At 39.0% G+C, this 17,868-nt stretch carries 17 protein-coding genes and 3 pseudogenes; 17 read left to right on the plus strand and 3 right to left on the minus strand.

Going from position 1 to position 17,868, the window contains the following annotated elements:
* Positions 1 to 104: 104 nt before the first annotated feature.
* The 9 genes from ACKC4Y_RS00745 (at position 105) to lpxK (ending at position 10,565) form a co-directional block, all read left to right on the plus strand.
* Positions 105 to 1,508: a pseudouridine synthase gene (locus tag ACKC4Y_RS00745; protein WP_409361539.1), complete on the plus strand. Its 1,404-nt coding sequence runs from the start codon at positions 105 to 107 to the stop codon at positions 1,506 to 1,508.
* On the plus strand, positions 1,489 to 2,046 hold the full coding sequence (rsmD, locus tag ACKC4Y_RS00750; protein ID WP_409361540.1) for a 16S rRNA (guanine(966)-N(2))-methyltransferase RsmD: 558 nt from the start codon (positions 1,489 to 1,491) through the stop codon (positions 2,044 to 2,046). Before ACKC4Y_RS00745 ends, rsmD begins: the two co-directional genes overlap by 20 nt.
* Positions 2,047 to 2,342: 296 nt before the next feature.
* A complete protein-coding gene (locus ACKC4Y_RS00755; RefSeq protein WP_409361541.1) occupies positions 2,343 to 2,753 on the plus strand; it encodes an EVE domain-containing protein in 411 nt (136 codons plus the stop codon).
* Between the two features lie 225 nt (positions 2,754 to 2,978).
* A complete protein-coding gene (locus ACKC4Y_RS00760) occupies positions 2,979 to 3,428 on the plus strand; it encodes a hypothetical protein (RefSeq protein ID WP_409361542.1) in 450 nt (149 codons plus the stop codon).
* Positions 3,429 to 4,997: 1,569 nt separating this feature from the next.
* Entirely contained in the window at positions 4,998 to 6,329 is a 1,332-nt protein-coding gene (locus tag ACKC4Y_RS00765) for a TldD/PmbA family protein (protein WP_409361543.1), read from the plus strand.
* Positions 6,316 to 7,119 carry a 3'(2'),5'-bisphosphate nucleotidase CysQ gene (locus ACKC4Y_RS00770; RefSeq protein WP_409361544.1) on the plus strand — a complete coding sequence of 268 codons (804 nt, stop codon included), beginning with the start codon at positions 6,316 to 6,318 and terminating at the stop codon, positions 7,117 to 7,119. Before ACKC4Y_RS00765 ends, ACKC4Y_RS00770 begins: the two co-directional genes overlap by 14 nt.
* 45 nt (positions 7,120 to 7,164) lie before the next feature.
* Complete coding sequence (locus ACKC4Y_RS00775; RefSeq protein ID WP_409361545.1) at positions 7,165 to 7,410, plus strand: DUF4170 domain-containing protein; 246 nt, start codon at positions 7,165 to 7,167, stop codon at positions 7,408 to 7,410.
* 826 nt (positions 7,411 to 8,236) lie between these two features.
* A complete protein-coding gene (gene waaA, locus ACKC4Y_RS00780) occupies positions 8,237 to 9,556 on the plus strand; it encodes a lipid IV(A) 3-deoxy-D-manno-octulosonic acid transferase (protein ID WP_409361546.1) in 1,320 nt (439 codons plus the stop codon).
* Positions 9,546 to 10,565, plus strand: a complete 1,020-nt coding sequence (gene lpxK, locus ACKC4Y_RS00785) for a tetraacyldisaccharide 4'-kinase (protein ID WP_409361547.1) — start codon at positions 9,546 to 9,548, stop codon at positions 10,563 to 10,565. The genes waaA and lpxK overlap by 11 nt, the downstream gene beginning before the upstream one ends.
* A 44-nt stretch (positions 10,566 to 10,609) precedes the next feature.
* Here the strand turns inward: lpxK and ACKC4Y_RS00790 are convergent, their stop codons facing one another.
* Positions 10,610 to 10,846 carry a DUF2093 domain-containing protein gene (locus tag ACKC4Y_RS00790; protein ID WP_409361548.1) on the minus strand — a complete coding sequence of 79 codons (237 nt, stop codon included), beginning with the start codon at positions 10,844 to 10,846 and terminating at the stop codon, positions 10,610 to 10,612.
* 117 nt (positions 10,847 to 10,963) lie between these two features.
* Positions 10,964 to 12,802: a DNA mismatch repair endonuclease MutL gene (gene mutL / locus ACKC4Y_RS00795; RefSeq protein WP_409361549.1), complete on the minus strand. Its 1,839-nt coding sequence runs from the start codon at positions 12,800 to 12,802 to the stop codon at positions 10,964 to 10,966.
* A gap of 296 nt (positions 12,803 to 13,098) precedes the next feature.
* Here mutL and ACKC4Y_RS00800 point away from each other — a divergent pair, with 296 nt between their 5' ends.
* Entirely contained in the window at positions 13,099 to 14,187 is a 1,089-nt protein-coding gene (locus ACKC4Y_RS00800) for a 2'-deoxycytidine 5'-triphosphate deaminase (protein WP_409361550.1), read from the plus strand.
* Between the two features lie 206 nt (positions 14,188 to 14,393).
* On the opposite strand, the pseudogene ACKC4Y_RS00805 reads toward ACKC4Y_RS00800, so the two are convergent.
* Positions 14,394 to 14,911: pseudogene (locus tag ACKC4Y_RS00805) on the minus strand (integrase); the annotation flags it as partial.
* A gap of 264 nt (positions 14,912 to 15,175) precedes the next feature.
* Here ACKC4Y_RS00805 and ACKC4Y_RS00810 point away from each other — a divergent pair.
* The 7 genes and pseudogenes from ACKC4Y_RS00810 to ACKC4Y_RS00840 all read left to right on the plus strand — a co-directional run.
* Positions 15,176 to 15,601, plus strand: a complete 426-nt coding sequence (locus tag ACKC4Y_RS00810; protein WP_409361551.1) for a hypothetical protein — start codon at positions 15,176 to 15,178, stop codon at positions 15,599 to 15,601.
* Positions 15,602 to 15,612: 11 nt separating this feature from the next.
* Positions 15,613 to 15,942: a hypothetical protein gene (locus tag ACKC4Y_RS00815; RefSeq protein ID WP_409361552.1), complete on the plus strand. Its 330-nt coding sequence runs from the start codon at positions 15,613 to 15,615 to the stop codon at positions 15,940 to 15,942.
* 63 nt (positions 15,943 to 16,005) lie between these two features.
* Entirely contained in the window at positions 16,006 to 16,668 is a 663-nt protein-coding gene (locus tag ACKC4Y_RS00820; RefSeq protein ID WP_409361553.1) for a lysozyme, read from the plus strand.
* Complete coding sequence (locus ACKC4Y_RS00825; RefSeq protein ID WP_409361554.1) at positions 16,665 to 16,892, plus strand: hypothetical protein; 228 nt, start codon at positions 16,665 to 16,667, stop codon at positions 16,890 to 16,892. Before ACKC4Y_RS00820 ends, ACKC4Y_RS00825 begins: the two co-directional genes overlap by 4 nt.
* A gap of 128 nt (positions 16,893 to 17,020) precedes the next feature.
* Positions 17,021 to 17,239 carry a hypothetical protein gene (locus ACKC4Y_RS00830; RefSeq protein WP_409361555.1) on the plus strand — a complete coding sequence of 73 codons (219 nt, stop codon included), beginning with the start codon at positions 17,021 to 17,023 and terminating at the stop codon, positions 17,237 to 17,239.
* 25 nt (positions 17,240 to 17,264) lie between these two features.
* Positions 17,265 to 17,582, plus strand: a pseudogene (locus tag ACKC4Y_RS00835) (DNA adenine methylase); the annotation flags it as partial.
* Positions 17,583 to 17,584: 2 nt separating this feature from the next.
* Positions 17,585 to 17,798 (plus strand): annotated as a pseudogene (locus ACKC4Y_RS00840) (phage antirepressor Ant); the annotation flags it as partial.
* Positions 17,799 to 17,868 lie beyond the last annotated feature (70 nt).

The raw sequence follows: 17,868 nt of genomic DNA on the forward strand, positions 1-17,868 counted from the left end.
TAGAAAATGATAAATGATTGTGCTACTTCATCTTTTCAGGATAAGCGATGTGGTGCGTGTGAAAAATTTGCTGAGCGTGCTGGAAGAGATTGGTGTGAAAGCAAATGAACGAAAATAGTGAGAGTGAGCGGATTGCCAAAAGATTAGCGCGTGCTGGTGTTGCGTCGCGGCGTGACGCAGAAATGATGATTGTTGCAGGTCGTATTGTTGTTAATGGTAGAGTTGTGACGACGCCTGCTTTTAATGTTACACGCTCTGATGTTATTACAGTTGATGGTAAACCTTTGTCTCCTATAGAACGGACGCGGTTATGGCTCTACCACAAGCCGGCAGGCCTTGTTACCACTAACCGTGATCCTGAAGGTAGGCCGACAGTATTTGATAATTTGCCAAAAGGAATGCCTCGTGTCCTTTCTGTGGGTAGGCTTGATATTAACACAGAGGGGCTTTTGTTGTTAACCAATGACGGTGGTTTAGCACGTGTATTAGAGCTTCCGTTAACGGGGTGGGTACGAAAATATAGGGTTCGTGCTCATGGAAGAGTAAAACAAAGTGCGCTTGATAAGCTGAAAAATGGCATTGCAATTGATGGTATTTTCTATGGTTCGATAGAGGCATCGATTGAACGTGAACAGGGGTCGAATGTATGGCTTTCTGTAGCTTTGCGTGAAGGAAAAAATCGTGAAATAAAGAACGTTTTTGGCGCATTAGGATTATCGGTTAATCGTTTAATTCGTGTATCTTACGGCCCATTTCAGCTCTCTGACTTAGAAGAAGGGGCAGTTCGTGAGCTAAAAGGACGGATGTTACGTGAGCAATTGGGGGAGCGTTTGATTATGCAAGCCAATGCTGATTTTGATGCTCCTATTCTTAAGCCATTTTCAAATTCTACAGTTGTTGCAGAAAAGCAAAGTCATAAAGATTTTTCTGCCGTAAATGATGGCTGGATTTGTTCAAGTGGGAGAGATACACAGCGCAAACAGCGAGGCGGTTCTACAGGACATAGTCGGTCATGGTTGAGCACAAAACCTGATGAGAAACTTATGCGCAAGGATAAAAACGAGGGTGAAAAAACAGAGCGTTCTTTGCCGCGCTCTCGCCGTTCTAATGTTTGGATGGCCCCTGGTGCGCGCCCACAGAGTACGCGTAAGAAGCTTTTCTATAGTGAGGATAATCCTCATGACCATAAGAGAAGTTCGGTTGGTAAGAGGTCTTTCGATAGAGGTAAGGAAAAGCTACCAGAAGAACAATTGCGAAAAGAGAGGGGGGTAAGGTTTGATCAAAAACGAGGCAAAACATCTTACGGTGAGGCGCGTGTTTCTGGCAAGAATGATCGTTTTTCTAGTAAAGCAGGAAAGTTTATGAAAGGCGGTCATGATGAGTGTTCTTTTGAGAATAAGCGAAAAACGAAATCATTTAATGGTGCCATGAAAAAATCCAAACCATATAGCGGCGATGCAAAAGCATCGAAGCCATTTGGAGGACCGCGTGCGGGTCATCGGCGGTAAATTTGCTGGGCGCGTTTTGTTTGCGCCTACTAATCAATCGATTCGCCCGACGAGTGATCGTACGCGTGAAAGCCTTTTTAATATTCTTGCGAGCCGAGAAGAACAATTTTGGGCAGATAAGCGTGTTCTTGATCTTTTTGCTGGTACGGGTGCTTTAGGCATTGAGGCGCTTTCGCGTGGTGCAAAAGCTGCTGTTTTTGTTGAAAATTCGGTTGAGGGGCGCGGATTAATTCAAAAAAACATTGAATCGTTTGAATTGCAAGGGATTGGACGGATTTTACGTCGTGATGCAACCAAACTTGGTAGTATTGGGACGATGCTTCCGTTTGATGTTATCTGTGCAGACCCTCCCTATGGCCATTGTTTAGGTGAACGTGCTTTTGCTCAGGTTCTAAACGGAGGATGGGCAAAATCTGATGCCCTCTTTGTTCTTGAAGAAAAGAAAGACGCGATTATTCATTTACCTGATGTGTTTTATCTAGATGATGAGCGTTTTTATGGTGATACGGCAATACGTTTCTATAAACTGCGAGCATAGCTTTGATTTTGAAAAAGCTCTCGTTTTCATCCAATAGGATAATTTTTTATACAGATTTTTTTCACGTACGCCTTTCTTAGAGTGGTTTGCTTTGTGAACGTAAGTTACAGAGCAAGAAATCATAAAAACTTATCTTTTTATCAAGGGGGATCCCAACCATTTCGGATGAAATGATTTCCTCATGTCTTTGTATTTTCAACAGTGCAGCGTTCTTGCCTTCATTGTTGGATAACTTGAAAGAGATATTTCACGTATTGTAGAAAATATTGCTTATTTTATGAAAGAGTGAATATAAAATGAAACATTGGATAGCGGTGATTTCTAGAGATCATGCGCGGCTTGCAGCTGAATTTGGTTTTCTTCAAGTCTGTCACGGCAAAGCTGGACCTCTTCGAAAAACATCTAAGGGAGATGAAGCCTTCATTTACTGCCCACGGTGCGAAATGCGCTCTGGGAAGGTACTTCAAACAATAGAGTTTCAGTGTATATTTAAAGATAACCACGTTTATCAAGTGGAACAAGCGCTTCAATTTGCACCTTTTCGAAAAAATGTTATTTTTAATAAACAAGCACAACCTATCGTTTTAAAAGAGATTCAAGGACTTAAATTTCTCACCAACCCTCAGTGGGGGATGTTAGCGCGACGAGGTTTTTTTGAAATTACAGCTTATGATGCTGCTCGAATTCGCGAAGCAATGGGAATCTAATAGCTAAGATTCATTTTATTGTTGATCAACTATTTAAAATTTCTCATTGTACTAAATATTTATACATTAAATCTAGGAGTATCATTTGTTAGTTTAATCACTACAGGTGCAAATAAGTTTTTGATGGACTTGATTTCTTGCTGTTAGTGTAGCTTTAAGGGTGACTTTGACATTATCTTTTAGTGTATCTAAACAGGAATTATTTGTAAACGAAGAGGGTTTGAAATGTTTAAATGGATACATAGTGAAGAAATTAATACAGAAGCAAGTGCTGAGCAAATTTGGGCTATGTGGGAAGATGTGTCAACATGGCCTTGTTGGGATCATGAACTTGAGTGGGTAGAACTTTCTGGTGCTTTCAAAGCAGGGGCTGTAGGAAAAATGAAGCCTAAAAAAGGGCCGAAAGTAACTTTTACACTTGATAAAGTTATAAAAAATGTTTGCTTTTCTGATTATGCTAGACTTCTTTTTACACGCATGGTTTTCGATCATGAGTACATTAGTTCAACGAAATCTAATTCTTCGAACAATAAAATTCGTCATACGGTAACGATGTCTGGCTTATTTCCCCCTTTATTTGGAGTCATTATTGGATCAAAAATTAAATTGCATCTTCGTGATGCAATGATGGAAATGAGCCGCCGTGCTCTTACTGAAAATAAAACGCCTCTATAGTTATATTCATTTACGAAGAAAATTGATTTTTTCAAAAAGAGATGATGCAAGAACTATAGCCCACGTTAGAATGAGTATTTTCAATGACTCGTTAAAATCTAATGAGATTATGGTATGGAATTAATTCTACACTAAAGCTCTTATAGAAATCATTGAATTCTATCTTATCATATAAAGCTAAATAATTTCTTCTTTGGCTGTTTTTAAAAAGTACAATTTAAAAGATTCCAACTGATAAAACAAGCTAAAGAACTATACCATAAAGCTTAACCTAACTCCAATAGATACATTTTTTCAAAAAAGGATTGTTTTTACGCGTACAAATTTTTTTAATAGCGAATATCTCTGTAGCTTGCTAGAAAGATTATGGACTATGATTTTTCCGAAATTAGTTGGGTGGAGCTCTTATTTGTAAACTGAATTGAGGGTGAGAGAGAAAATATTTGAGATTCTTCTAAAAGTTTCAGTTCACTATCGTCCATTTATTGCAACACATTGATTTATAATTGGTCATTTTCATATTAAATTAGCTTCCAAATATCGTAAGCTTCTCTCATTTTAAACCCTTTTATGTTTGAATCAATAACAACCATTCTCTTGCACGTTACAAGGAAAAAAACCGTTTATGAAAGGAGTGAATATGCTTCTTGTGGATCATCACAATGCAAGAGCTGTTGCAGCATTGAGCGCTGGTAAATAGTATGATGGCATCAGCTTATAACAATATAGTACTACGACCATTATTTCAGTAAAAGGCTAAGGGAAAACGTGTCAAATTTTAAATCAAGATTTTTCCAGTAATCTCAGATTTGTCTTTCGAGAAGAGGCAGTTGATCAGACTTTTTCTATTTAATAACAAAGTGGATAATTCACTATGATGCATAAGAAAAGACAATATCCTATCGTTTATACCGAGTAGCACCAAGAAAGAATGCTACAATCATAAGTTATTTTCGACAGATATAAAAGGAAGAATCAGCAATGGCATTATTCATACCCATTTGGAGTTAAAGAAACTTGTGACTTTTGATTTTGGTAAAATCATAATGAAGAGAGATATTTTTTGTTCGGTCTATAAGGTTTACTTCCTTCACAAGGTTCATGTTCATGATAAGAGGGTTCATAAAAGCAAAGGAGTGTGCCAGAGAGTAAAGTATTTTTTCATGCTTGCTTGCAAATTAGAGAATACTATTGGGCAGATTAATATAAAAGTTGGTTTAGTACTCAGTAGCGGATTGAGAAGGGGTTTAGATCATTCTTTGGTGATTTGAGCACTTGAGAAATTAGGCTTAAAGCTGGCATCATTGCATGATCTTCTATTGATCCGATTGTACACAGATTTGACTTGTGGAGTGACAAAAGCGAATTGAAAAGGTTAAAGCCAAAAAGAATACAACATATTGTGCTTTTTCAAAAAGAAATTATAAAGGGAAAAATCTCGTTTCATTGAAAGAAAAGAATGCATGCATGGTGCGTAATTTTTATCAATGAGCATATGAATGTTATATTTTTGTATAGATTTGCCAAATTGTTTATCAATATAAACGATTAATATTTGAGGGAGCTATGATGACTGACAAGAGTCAGATTGATAAAGCCGCATCATTGGTTGAGGCAGCAAAGCGCTTTGGAGCGGATGCTGCTGATGCTGTTATTGTTCGCGCGCATTCTACCCGTGTATCGGTTCGTTTGGGAAAAGTTGAATCGACAGAATCTTCAGAGAGCGATGATTTTGTATTGAGGGTTTTTGTTGGCAAGAAAGTAGCAAGTGTTTCTGCTAATTTAGCGGCTTATCCGCAGAAACTAGCAGAACGTGCTGTTGCGATGGCTAAAGCTTCTCCAGACAGTTTATTTGAAGGTTTGGCAGAGAAAGAGTATTTAGTGACGAATCCTAAAGATCTTGATCTTTTTGATAATTTCATTCCGGACAGTCATTTTTTAACAGAAGATGCTTTGAAAATGGAAGCAGCAGCTCTTGATGTTAAAGGGGTAAGCAATTCTGGTGGAGCAGCGACAGCTTATGGACGTAGTGGATTTATTCTTGTTACAAGCGATGGTTTTTGTGGGGCTTATCGCTCTAGTTATTTTTCACGTTCTTGTAGTGCTCTTTCTGGTGAGGGGACTGCGATGGAGCGGGATTATGATTATACAACAGCTTTGCATTTTTCTGATTTGGAAGCTGCAGAAAATGTAGGGAGAAATGCAGGGATAAGGGCGGTTCGGCGTTTAGGAGCAGTTCGTGCCGCTACTGGGAGTGTTGATGTTATTTTTGATCCGCGTACGGCTCGTGGAATCGCTGGGCATATTGCATCTATGGTGAATGGAGCATTCGTGGCTCGTAAGACGAGTCTTCTACAAAATTCCTTAGGCAAAGCCGTGATGAAACCGGATGTTAATGTGACAGATCAACCTTTGCGATTGCGTGGGAATGCATCTCGTCCTTTTGATGGAGAGGGAGTTGAGGGGCAAACATTAAATATTATAGAAAATGGTATCTTAAAAAACTGGCTTCTTTCCTCGTCTTCAGCGCTTGAACTGGGTCTTAAAACCAATGGGCATGGTGTGCGTTCGGCGTCGTTAGTTCAGCCGGCGAGTACAAATTTTGCTATTGAACCAAGTTTGTTATCGCCTCATGATATGATAAAAAATTTGCGGAGTGGTTTTTATGTGACAGAATTATTTGGGCACGGCATTGATTTTGTTACTGGTCAATATAGTCGTGGTGCTTCCGGTTTTTGGATTGAAAACGGTGAAATTGCTTATCCGGTGAACGAAGTAACGCTAGGTTCTGATTTGCTCCATATGTTAGCGCATTTAACACCTGCGAGTGATATTGATCGGCGTTATGGTACAGCTGCTCCTACCTTGTTAATTGAAGGAATGACACTTGCAGGAAAATAATGTGCAGCATTCTTCTGACCTAAATCTTTTGCTTGATGTTTGTCGAGAGGCAGGGGATTTAGCAATGAAGTATTTTGGATGTGAATTGGATGTATGGATCAAAGATGGCAATTCACCAGTCAGTGAGGCGGATTTTGCAGTTGATCATTTTTTAAAGGAAAAGCTTCTTGAAGCACGCCCAAATTATGGATGGATTTCAGAAGAAACAAAAGATAATCGTGGGCAACGTGTTTATGAACGCTATTTTGTGGTTGACCCTATTGATGGGACTCGAGGTTTTCTTTCTGGCAGTATCTATTGGTGTATTTCTATTGCCATTATTGAAAATGGGCGTCCTATTGTGGGTGTTTTACAGTGTCCGGCTCAGGGGGATGTTTATGCAGCTGTTACTGGTGGAGGGGCGACATTAAATGGCATAAAGCTTCCTCTGTTGGCATCTCAAGTTAATCGCAAATATAAGGTTTCGCTTGATAAATCGCTAGCGCAAAAATTGCCAGATGATTTTCTTAATCAGGTTATTTTTTACCAATACATTCCCTCTCTCGCGTATCGTATTGTTTTGGTTGCTCAAGATGAGATCGATATCGTGTTTGTTCGTCCGAATTGTCATGAATGGGATATTGCTGCTGCTGATCTTATTTTACAGGAATGCGGGGGATGTTTTCTACCACTGGATGCGCCTTTTATATCTTATGGGATTGAACCTTATCAATATGGGCTGTTAGTTGCTGGTAAAAATAATTGCTGTCAAGATATTATAGATGTTGTTCGTCAAGCAAAGTTAGTTTAATCACATAAAAGCGCGCTAAAATCTCTGAGTGATATGGAGGCACACATGATTGAAACCAATGAAAAAAAACAATACTTGCATCTTGTATTTGGTGGAGAATTGAAAAATCTTAGTAGTAATCAGTTTAAGAATCCCAGTGATTTAGATGTTGTTGGTATTTTTCCAGATTACCAATCAGCGCAAGAAGCATGGCAGGCAAAAGCGCAAAGCAGTGTAGATAATGCATTACAACGTTATTACATCATAGATTTGCATAAGATTCTTGACCTTGAAATGGATGCTAAAGAGTAAAATTTAAATATTCGATTGTTATTTTCTCTGTTTATGCGAGTGCAGCAAAATTGAATTTTCTAGAGTTAATATCAGGATAAGTGAAATAATTCAAAAAAAGAAGCAGCAGCTTTAAAGTGCTTTTGGCGAGAGACGCATTCGTCAATAAAGGCATGGTTTGCAAAGTTTTTTGTATGGGTGGCTTATCTGCATTTTGTTTATTGGATAAATTTGCGATTGAGAAGCTCATATAATGTTGCGAAGTCACAGAGTATTTATATAATCAGTTTATTATCATTTTTTTGCATAAGTGTTATATAGTAAGGCCTTTTCTTCGTTCTCAAGATGAAGAAGTTGTTCCCGTGTTTTTTCATTCTGCTAATCTAAGGAATAAAGCCGCAATTTGCAAAAAAGTGAGGATTTAAATTTGTGTGTATGGTTTGTAGGGAAGAGATAAAACATATGATATGAATAAAAATGGGAAAAGGCGCTATTAACTAAAATGCTTTTAAAATCTGGCAAAATATAACTATAATTGCGGATATTTCACATGGCAAAACGTGTAAAAGAAGGAGAAAAATTATTTTATTAGCCAAATTATTTACCTGCTCTATCATATGTTGTGTACATGCACTTTTATGGGGAAAGTTTCTTGAAAAAATATGGAATAAAATAGTGATTTCTTTTTAGATATCAAATTGATTTTATAGGTAAGGAATTTCTTTCCGACAAAAATGCGAAGAGTGTTTTACGAGAAAAAATAAACACAGTGAACAAAACAGAGTTGATGAATTGTTTAACAAAAAAAGCTTATAAATGTTTCAAAACAGATATATGGGGTGATTTAATGATGGAACTAAAGGCACGGGCAGCTCTTTTACTCTATCGGATAATTGGTGTTTGTTTACGTCCTGTGATCCCTTTTTATTTATTTTTTCGTGCTATCCGTGGAAAAGAAGAGCGGGGACGCCAAAAAGAGCGTTTGGGTAAAAGCCATAAAATGCGTCCTCCAAGTCCATTAATTTGGTTACACGCAGCAAGCGTTGGAGAAACACTTGCTCTTGTACCACTCATTAATTATATTTTATCATTGAAAATCAATATATTACTCACAACTTGTACTGTAACATCTTCTTTGCTTGTAAAAAAGCATTTTGGTAGTCGGTTAATTCATCAATATGCTCCGTTGGATTTAGACTTGGCAGTACACCGTTTTATAAGCCATTGGAAACCTGATTTAGCACTGATTTGTGAATCGGAAATTTGGCCTTTACGTATTAGAGAACTTGCCAAAATGCGTATTCCACAGATTCTAGTTAATGCTCATATGTCTGCACGTTCTTTTGAAGCTTGGCAAAAACGGCGTGTTATTGCTAGACATATTTTTAAGCATATTGATCTGGCTATTGCTCAGAACGAAAGGGATGTAGCTTATTTCCATGCGCTTGGGGTAAAATCTGTTGTGCTTTCTGGCAATCTGAAGGCTGATGTTTTTCTGGTTGAAGATAAAACAGTGTTTGCGCGTTATCGGGATGCTATTGGTAACCGTCCAGTTTGGGCGGCTGTTTCAACCCATGAAGGGGAAGAGCAAATAGCTTTTGAGGTTCATAAGATTCTTAAAAATTATTTGCCAGATTTATTGACAATCATTGTGCCTCGTCATCCTGAACGTTTAAAAGATCTTATCAAGAAATGTGACAATAATTTGCGTTTTATTCGTAGAAGTCACAACGCTGTTCCAGATGCGAAGACAGAGGTTTTGTGGGGAGATACGATTGGAGAGATGGGACTTTTCCTTCGCTTATCAAAAGTTGCTTTCCTTGGGAAGTCGTTATGTGGATACGGTGGACACAATCCATTGGAGTTGGCTTTGCTAGGTTCAGCTATTTTAACAGGACCTCATGTCTCAAATTTCCAAGAAATGTTTGAACAATTTTTAAAGCGTGATGCAGCATGTATGGTTCAAGATACAAAACAGCTTGCTATTCAGGTGTATAGGCTTTTAACAAATGAAGCATTACGGCAAGAAATGGTTGATAAGGCTCATGAAGTAGCGACAGATATGGCAGGAGCACTTGAGCGCACACTAAAAGTTCTTGATCCATTTTTGCAACCTCTTGTAATACAAACAAGTTTAAGCCAGCATCGAGGTAGATATGCGTATTAGCACACCTCATTTCTGGTGGAAAGAGAGAAGCTTTTTACGTTTTTTATTAGCTCCAGTTTCGTGGGGATATGGTTATTTTTCTCGTTGCCGTATGGCAAGACGACCTCTTATTATTGATCTTCCGGTTTTATGTATTGGAAATTTTACACTGGGTGGTGCGGGAAAAACGCCTGTTGTCATTGCTTTTGCGCAAATAGCTAAAGAGCTTGGTTTTGTGCCTGGTGTTGTATCGCGTGGTTATGGTGGAGCAGTTAAGGGGGTACATCTTGTAAATGAGAAATGTGATAATGCGTGCGATGTTGGTGATGAGGCACTTTTACTAGCAAGGCATGCTTTTGTTGCTATATCGCCAGATCGTTATATGGCGGCACAACGGCTCAAACAAGAAGGATGTAATCTTATTTTAATGGATGACGGATTTCAAAGCCGTCGTCTTTACATAGATTATGCATTGCTCGTTGTCGATGCAATGCGTGGTTTGGGGAATGGGGCTGTTTTTCCAGCAGGTCCTTTGCGTGTACCGTTAAAAACACAGTTTTCCTTGATGGACAGTGTTTTATTGATTGGTCGTCAGGATGCGTGTGATAATGTTGCTTTTCTTTTTACCTATACTGGAAAACCTTTGTATCATGCTCATCTTAAATCATTAGTAACTGATGAGGTTGCGGGAAAATCATTTTTGGCATTTTCAGGCATTGGCAATCCAGATAAATTTTTTCAGTCCATTAAAGAATTGTCTGGGCATATTGTGCAAGCTTACTCCTATCCTGATCACTATTTTTTTACTGATAATGATTTAAAAAATCTTGCACAAAGGGCTAAAATGCAAAATTTATGGTTGGCGACAACGGCTAAGGATTATACACGGATACAGACAAGTAGTGTGCAAAAAGATTTAGAAAATCTTATTGTCTTTGATGTTGAAGTTGTTTTTGCTCAAAAAGATTTTTGCCATATGCTCCTTGGGGAGGTTATGAGCCGTTTTAGAGAACGCAAACACCCCCTTTAAATTACATTTTTAATATGAGGGCTAGATTTATAGTTTTCAATTGGTTATTTTTTCTGCGTGCTTAACAATTCGCTGAGATAGGGATTGCATTCAAGTTCGCGATGATAGGAAATTTCACAACTCGCATATGCTTCTTGGCGGTGATGATTCCAATATTTTAGATCATCTAGGGGTATTTTTTGTCCACTGACGGCACAAAAGGTATAGGTTCCATATTCTACGATTTTATATCCATTATTAGAATAATGGACTTTTGCTTCGCGTTCATCATTGGAAAACATTCTTTATAATCCCTTTTTTTATCTTTATGAAAAATGACTGAAATAAAGTGCCATAAGATACATTATAAAGTCGAGAGTGAATTTAAAAATATTTCTTTTTCGCCAAAACAACAGAGCTTATTTTCTTCCAAAAAGCCGTTCTATATCAGTGAGTTTAAGTTCAATATAGGTAGGACGACCATGGTTACACGTGCCTGTATTGGGTGTTGCTTCTATTTGTCGTAACAGCGCATTCATTTCTTCAGGGCGTAAAAGACGACCCGACCGTATTGAGCCGTGACAGGCCATAGTTGCAGCAACATAATCGAGCATTGCTTTGAGATTGTCTGTCGTATCATATTCAGCTGCTTCATCTGCAAGATCTTTAATAAGGGCTTGCACATTAATTTCACCTAACATGGAAGGTGTTTCGCGCACAACAATTGCACCAGGTCCAAATGGTTCTATGCCTAAACCAAATTTCTGCAAAGCATCTTTATGCATTAAAAGACATGCTGCATCTTCTTCGCAGAGCTCTACAATTTCAGGGATAAGTAGCAATTGTGAAGGAAGCGGTTTGGAATAGAGTGCATTCTTGAGCGCTTCATAAACCAATCGTTCATGAGCAGCATGTTGATCGACAATGATCAAACTATCTTGGGTTTGAGCAATAATGTAGTTTTTATGGATTTGTGCTCTAGCAGCTCCTAATGGATAAGATAATTCTTCTGTTGATGGTGTAGTGCTTGCGGTGCATACATCACCGCTGGGTGTATCTAGGCACTCCATAAGCGGGGTGCTTTCTTCTCTTAAATTAAATGAGCTCATAGTGTCGTCTAATGGTTGGTGAACCATTGATCCCGATGCAAGACGATGGTGCTGTGGGCTGTAAGAAAAAGGACGGTGTGTACTCTTAAAAGTTTCCAACGGTTGTGTTTGAAATGCAGTCAGCATTGCTTCAGAGGCTGTTGAAGTAGGACGAATTCCAGTTTGATTCACGGCTTCACGAATGGCCCCAATGATTAAGCCGCGGATTAAGCTTGGATCACGGAATCGAACATCAGCTTTTGCCGGGTGTACATTGACGTCCACATCAGCAGGTGGCAAATCAATGAAAAGAATGGATACAGGATGGCGATCTCGAGCCATAACATCGGCATAGGCTCCTCGAATTGCACCCCAGAGTAATTTATCGCGCACTGGACGCCCATTAACATAAGCAAATTGGTAAAGGCTATTGTTACGGTTGAAAGATGGCAAGCAAGTAAATCCAGTCAAACGAACGGCCTCGCGTTCAGCATCAAGTGTGATGCTGTTGGGAGCGAATTCTTTTCCCATAATTTGCGTAATACGTTGTAAATGTCCTTGGGTATTATTTTCTGTGGAAGGTAATTCTAGAGAAGTTCGGTCTGGGCCAGACAGAGAAAAACGGATATGTGGAAATGCGATAGCAATTCGTTTAATCATATCAGTGATAGCATTCGTTTCAGCACGATCGGTTTTCATAAATTTTAGCCGTGCTGGTGTAACAAAGAAAAGATCACGAACTTCAACGATAGTTCCAAGATTGGCAGCAGCTGGTTTGGGTCCTGAAATTTTTCCTGCTGTGACAGTAATTTCAGTAGCATTTTCAGCGTGCTGCGTGCGTGAGATTAATTTAAGTTTAGCAACAGAACCAATAGAGGGTAAAGCTTCCCCTCTAAACCCTAGGAAGCAGATATTGTGTACGTCATCCGTAATTTTTGACGTACAATGGCGAGAAACTGCTAAAGTTAACTGATCTGCAGGAATACCGCAGCCATTATCACTCACTTTTATAAAGTTTTTCCCCCCGTTTGCTGTAACAATTTCGATCCGATTCGCTCCAGCGTCAATAGCATTTTCAACAAGCTCTTTGACGACATTTGCCGGTCGTTCAATAACTTCACCGGCGGCAATCTGATTAATAATATTTTCGCTAAGATGGCGTATAATCATAATAAATTGTAGCAGAATTTCTGCGGACTCTAAAGAAGCTTTGAATCATGATAACATCATTTATGCAACATTCAAGGATGAGAAAGTGTTAAGGTATGATTCTCAAAAGTTGTATTTACTTTCAAAGAATGTTTTACCAAGCACTGTTTCATTGTTTGTGGGATTTCATTATTGATTATGGAAGCAAATTGACTGGAAAGATCAGAGGGGAATAATTTTTATTTCCCTAAAGTAGTTTGCGCCAATCGATAATCTGGGTCAAAAAAGAGGCAAAGTAAAGAGGAAGGTAAGATCCTATGGTACGTATGAGTGGTATTTTGGCAGATAGTGATATACAGGCTTTAATTAACGATGGTGTTCTTAAGGCTCGTTGGTCATTTAATGCAGCCCAAATACAACCTGCAAGTCTTGATTTGCGTTTAGGGGAAAAAGCCTATCGTATCCGTGCTTCTTTTATGCCGGGATCTGATGCAAAAGTTTTAGATAAACTCGAACGGTTAAAGTTGCACGAATTTGATTTGCAGGAGGGGGCAGTTTTGGAAACGGGTTGTGTTTATGTTGTGCCTCTTTTGGAAAGTTTGGCTTTACCAGAAATTTTATCTGCTGTTGCCAATCCAAAAAGTTCTACGGGACGGTTAGATATTTTTACACGTGTGATTACGGATAATGCACAGGAGTTTGATAAAATTTGCGCAGGTTATCATGGCCCACTTTATCTTGAAATTAGTCCACGTACATTTCCAATTTTAGTACGCACCGGTTCACATTTATCTCAGCTTCGATTTCGCAAGGGGCAAAGTTATTTAAATGAAATTGAGCTACACGCTTTGCATAAGGATGAAACGCTTATATCGGATGATTTTCCTAATATTAGCGATGGTGGTATTGGGCTTTCCATTAATTTGGAAGGAAACGAAGACGGGCTTGTGGGGTATCGTGGTAAACGTCATACAAGTGTTATTGATATTGATAAGCGTGCTGTTGCCGACATTTTAGATTTTTGGGAACCTCTTTTTGATCGTGGTCAAAGAGAACTGGTACTTGATCCTGATGAGTTTTATATTTTAGTTTCTCGAGAAGCTATTCATGTTCCTCCGCTTTATGCAGCTGAAATGACACCTTTTGACCCATTGGTTGGTGAATTTAGGGTGCATTATGCAGGTTTTTTTGATCCAGGATTTGGACATATGGAGGCGGGTGGAAAAGGGGCAAAGGCAGTTTTGGAAGTACGCAGCCATGAGGTTCCATTTATCTTAGAGCATGGTCAAATTATTGGTCGTCTAGTGTATGAGCACATGCTTAATCGACCGTTAGCACTTTATGGGCACGATGTTGGCTCACATTATCAAGCACAGGGACTAAAGTTATCTAAGCATTTTAAGTGAGTTTTAAAATGCAGACTTTGATAAAGTGTATGTAGAAAGTGCCTCCATATTAAAGCAAGAGAAGAAGGTACCAGAAACAAAACGCGCTTGCCTTTTCCCGCAAGTATTTCTGCTATTTTAAGGTTGGTGAAGGTTTTCTCCGTTTCATACGCCATAATAAGTTTGCTACGATCTGCTTCTTTAAAGCCCTCACAATCCCTTTAGTGCAAAGGTATACGAAACTCTGTTGTAGTGTCACGCCGACCTTTCATATTTTCAGCAAGGATAGTCCATATATATCACCATCAATCTGATCTTCACGCATATGACGAAAAGGACGTGTACGAACCCCTGTAAGAATAAGAAGATGCAAAGCCAGATGTGTATGGGTATTGTTTTGCAAAATGTTTTATAAAAAGCTGAAATATCTCTCTAATCCATTGCCGGTCTATTAATAGTTTTATGGCGTTGTTTTTCTAATAAGGCTTGTGCTTTAGTTGTTGCCTATAAATCAACATCTAATCCCATTGCAGCTGCATGTTTGAGATAAATATTAAAATGATTTAGCGCTTTATAAGCTGTTCCAGCTTTTGCACTCTAGATGGGGGGCGAGCGTGTTGTATATATCTGTTTGCGTAATTTCTGAAACAGGAACACAACCTAATTTAGGGAGAATATGAAGGCGTAAAGGTAAAAACTAGCACCTATATTTACCATCTCCTTTTAATTCAACTTTACTCCTTTCTTTGAGTGTTTTCATCCACACGGCAATTCTGCTTGTAACATGCAAGCGAATGGTTTTGGTTGATACAATATAAACAGGTTTGGAATAAGAGAATCTTACGATATTCGGGCTCTCATTCAAGTTATAAAACGATAACTTATCATTATAAATCAATGCATTGTATATTGTAACTCGTTACAAAACATTTGGGTTGATATTTATCTTCAGTCAGGCACTGGTGAAAATACGCGCTCGGCGTATGGTGTTCCTATCACGACGAACCGTATGTATACTGATCATGTATCAGATATGCAGCGTGTTAAGAAGTCCTTATTGAATGATGAGGAATTTGTCTCTGCGATGTATGGGAGCAATGAAAAGACCAGCATTCAAGGCAAACAGGCACCTACACTCAAACATTCCGGCGGTCACGTTGATACAGCAAATCGTCGTATGATCTCACATATCGGTTGTGAAGATGGTTGCGGATATCTTTGTCAATTTTTATCTGGAGCTTTTGCAATGCAAATACAGTCCAGTTCAACATTGTGGTCAAGTTTTAAGACAGAGATAAATGTTTTGGTAGGTGGAGGAACTTGGCAGGACGATACGAATAGCGGTCCGTTTTTTCGTAATGGTTTGTATTCTCGTACGTCTTCTGATGAAAAACTAGAAGCTCGAGGCTGTAGCCAACCACGGCGTTTTGTTTAGAGGGGGAGGAGATGAGAGAGTATCCAGAGCATTTAAATACGAAGCAAGATTATCTGAATATGCTTGAATTTGATAAGGTTGAGACGGTAAGACGGCTAGGGCAGCTTTTAGAGACGCGTTTTTATTGGGTTGCGATAAAGGAGCTTGGAGAGGGAGAAGAGTGGATTGAAGATGATACACATAGGGTTTGTATGGTAACAGAAATGCCGTTTGATTTAAATGGTGATTTTGTAGCAAAGCGCACTCAATATGAATTACAGGAAAGCGAATATGCGCCGCTTTTTCAACTTGGCTTTCGTGTTGAAGAAGTCGAGCAACTGATCAAAGAGCATAGTCAATAGAGATCATAAAAAAACATTTTTATCCAGCCTCACTTTTGTGGGGCTTTTTTTATGGAGCGTCAGATGAGAAAGATATCGAAAGAAGGATTAGAACTTATCAAACAATGGGAAGGTTTACATTTAGAGGCTTATAGAGATACGGCATGTGTTTGGACGATTGGTTATGGTCACACCAGCAATGCGGGTCACCCCCTCGTCAAAAAAGGCATGTGTATCACACAAGAGCAAGCAGAAGAAATCCTTTGTGAAGACTTAAAGCAATTTGAGAAGACGGTAGAGGAATCGGTGCGTGTTTCATTAACGGATTGCCAATTCGCGGCATTGGTCTCGTTTTGCTATAACGTAGGAACAGCTGCTTTTCGCAAGTCAACATTATTGAAGAAGCTTAATCAAGGGGATTATGAAGCCGTTCCTGTTGAATTACAGAAATGGAATAAGGTGGGTGGGAAGCCTCTTGCTGGTTTAGCCAACCGTCGAGCAGCAGAAGCGGGATTATGGGCAAAAGGGGCTTATGTTTCTTCGAATTATCAAAGGGTAGAAACGAAAACGGCAACCGGACTTCTTAAAATAGAAGCGCTCGCCCCGATTATAGGTTCCTGTTCAGGTCTAGGAGGCTTGTTAGCAGGCAATGGTCCGGTACAATGGGCTTTAGCAGGCATTATGGTTTTAGCCGCATGTACTGGCATTTTCTTTGTTGCTAAACGCTTTCAGGAGCACCGCCTATGATCTTATGGATGAAAAGAAACTTGATGGTAACAGGTGCGGCTTTAGCCGTTTTTTTTATGGCTTTAGCCAAGGCGTTTCACCTTGGCAAGCAAAGCGAACGGCAAAAGCAAACAGAGAATGCTTTAAAGACAGCAACAACGCGGCTTGAGGTGGAAAATGAAGTTAATCAAAAAAGTGATGCTGGTGTGTGCACTGAACTTTCTCGTTGGGTGCGTGGAAAATAGGTCTGTTTCTTGTGATGGTTGGTTGCCAATTTATCTGGATAAGCAAGATGTTTCGGTCATCAGTTCCAATCTCGCAAGAGATATTTTGAAGCATAACAAGCAGGGAGCTCATTTATGCGGTTGGAAAGATGGTCAAGAAACGAAGCAACAAAGATCAAGATCTCACGGAAAAAGAACAACAGCTGCTTCACGAGATGATTGAGACCTACCAAGGTTTGAAGATGATGTCATGTTTCATGAAGTGGTTAGCATTCATTGTCTTTATGTTTATTATCGATTTTGCCCGTCTCATGGATGCACTCGAGAATATCTTCTCACACCTCAAAAAGTGGATAACCAAGAGTTAAAACACACAAAACCTCTCCTTAAAAGATGATGAAACAAGAATTTACACAAACACTGTTTGCGTGGATTTGTGGTAAACACTATCTGCGTAAGAAAATTATACCGATTTTAAAGAGCATTGAACATCAAACTTATGTTGAACCATTTTTAGGTTCTGGTGTTATTTTCCTGAACAAACGACCAGCAAAATATTCTGTCATTAATGATCTAGATGGCGAGATTACAAACCTGTTTCAATGTGTTCAAAATCATTTTGACGAACTAGCCAAACAACTGGAGTGGTTTGTTTGCTCGAGACAGTTGTTTTTTGAACTTTCCCAAATTGACGTGATGCATCTCTCCAAGAAAGCCAGTCTGTTGATTATGATAGTTATAGGCGCTTTGATTTACCCAAGTCATTGAGAAGGTATGAATGCTGGTGATAAAAGCTTTGTATCTTTTACGTTCTGTTAGATTTGTCTTGTTGACGCTTTTAGAGTGGATGAAGAAAACAGAAAATATAAAGCCTTAATCAAAAAGGCAAAACAGGTCTTAGCAAGATTTGTAATGAGAGCTGCTTAGTTTAAAAATATGATTCATCTCCCCGTTTCAAAAGCGGAGAGGGGATAAAGCTTTCAGTTTTTGGTTAGCC

Source organism: Bartonella heixiaziensis, assembly GCF_046245125.2.
Classification (GTDB): Bacteria; Pseudomonadota; Alphaproteobacteria; order Rhizobiales; family Rhizobiaceae; genus Bartonella; species Bartonella heixiaziensis.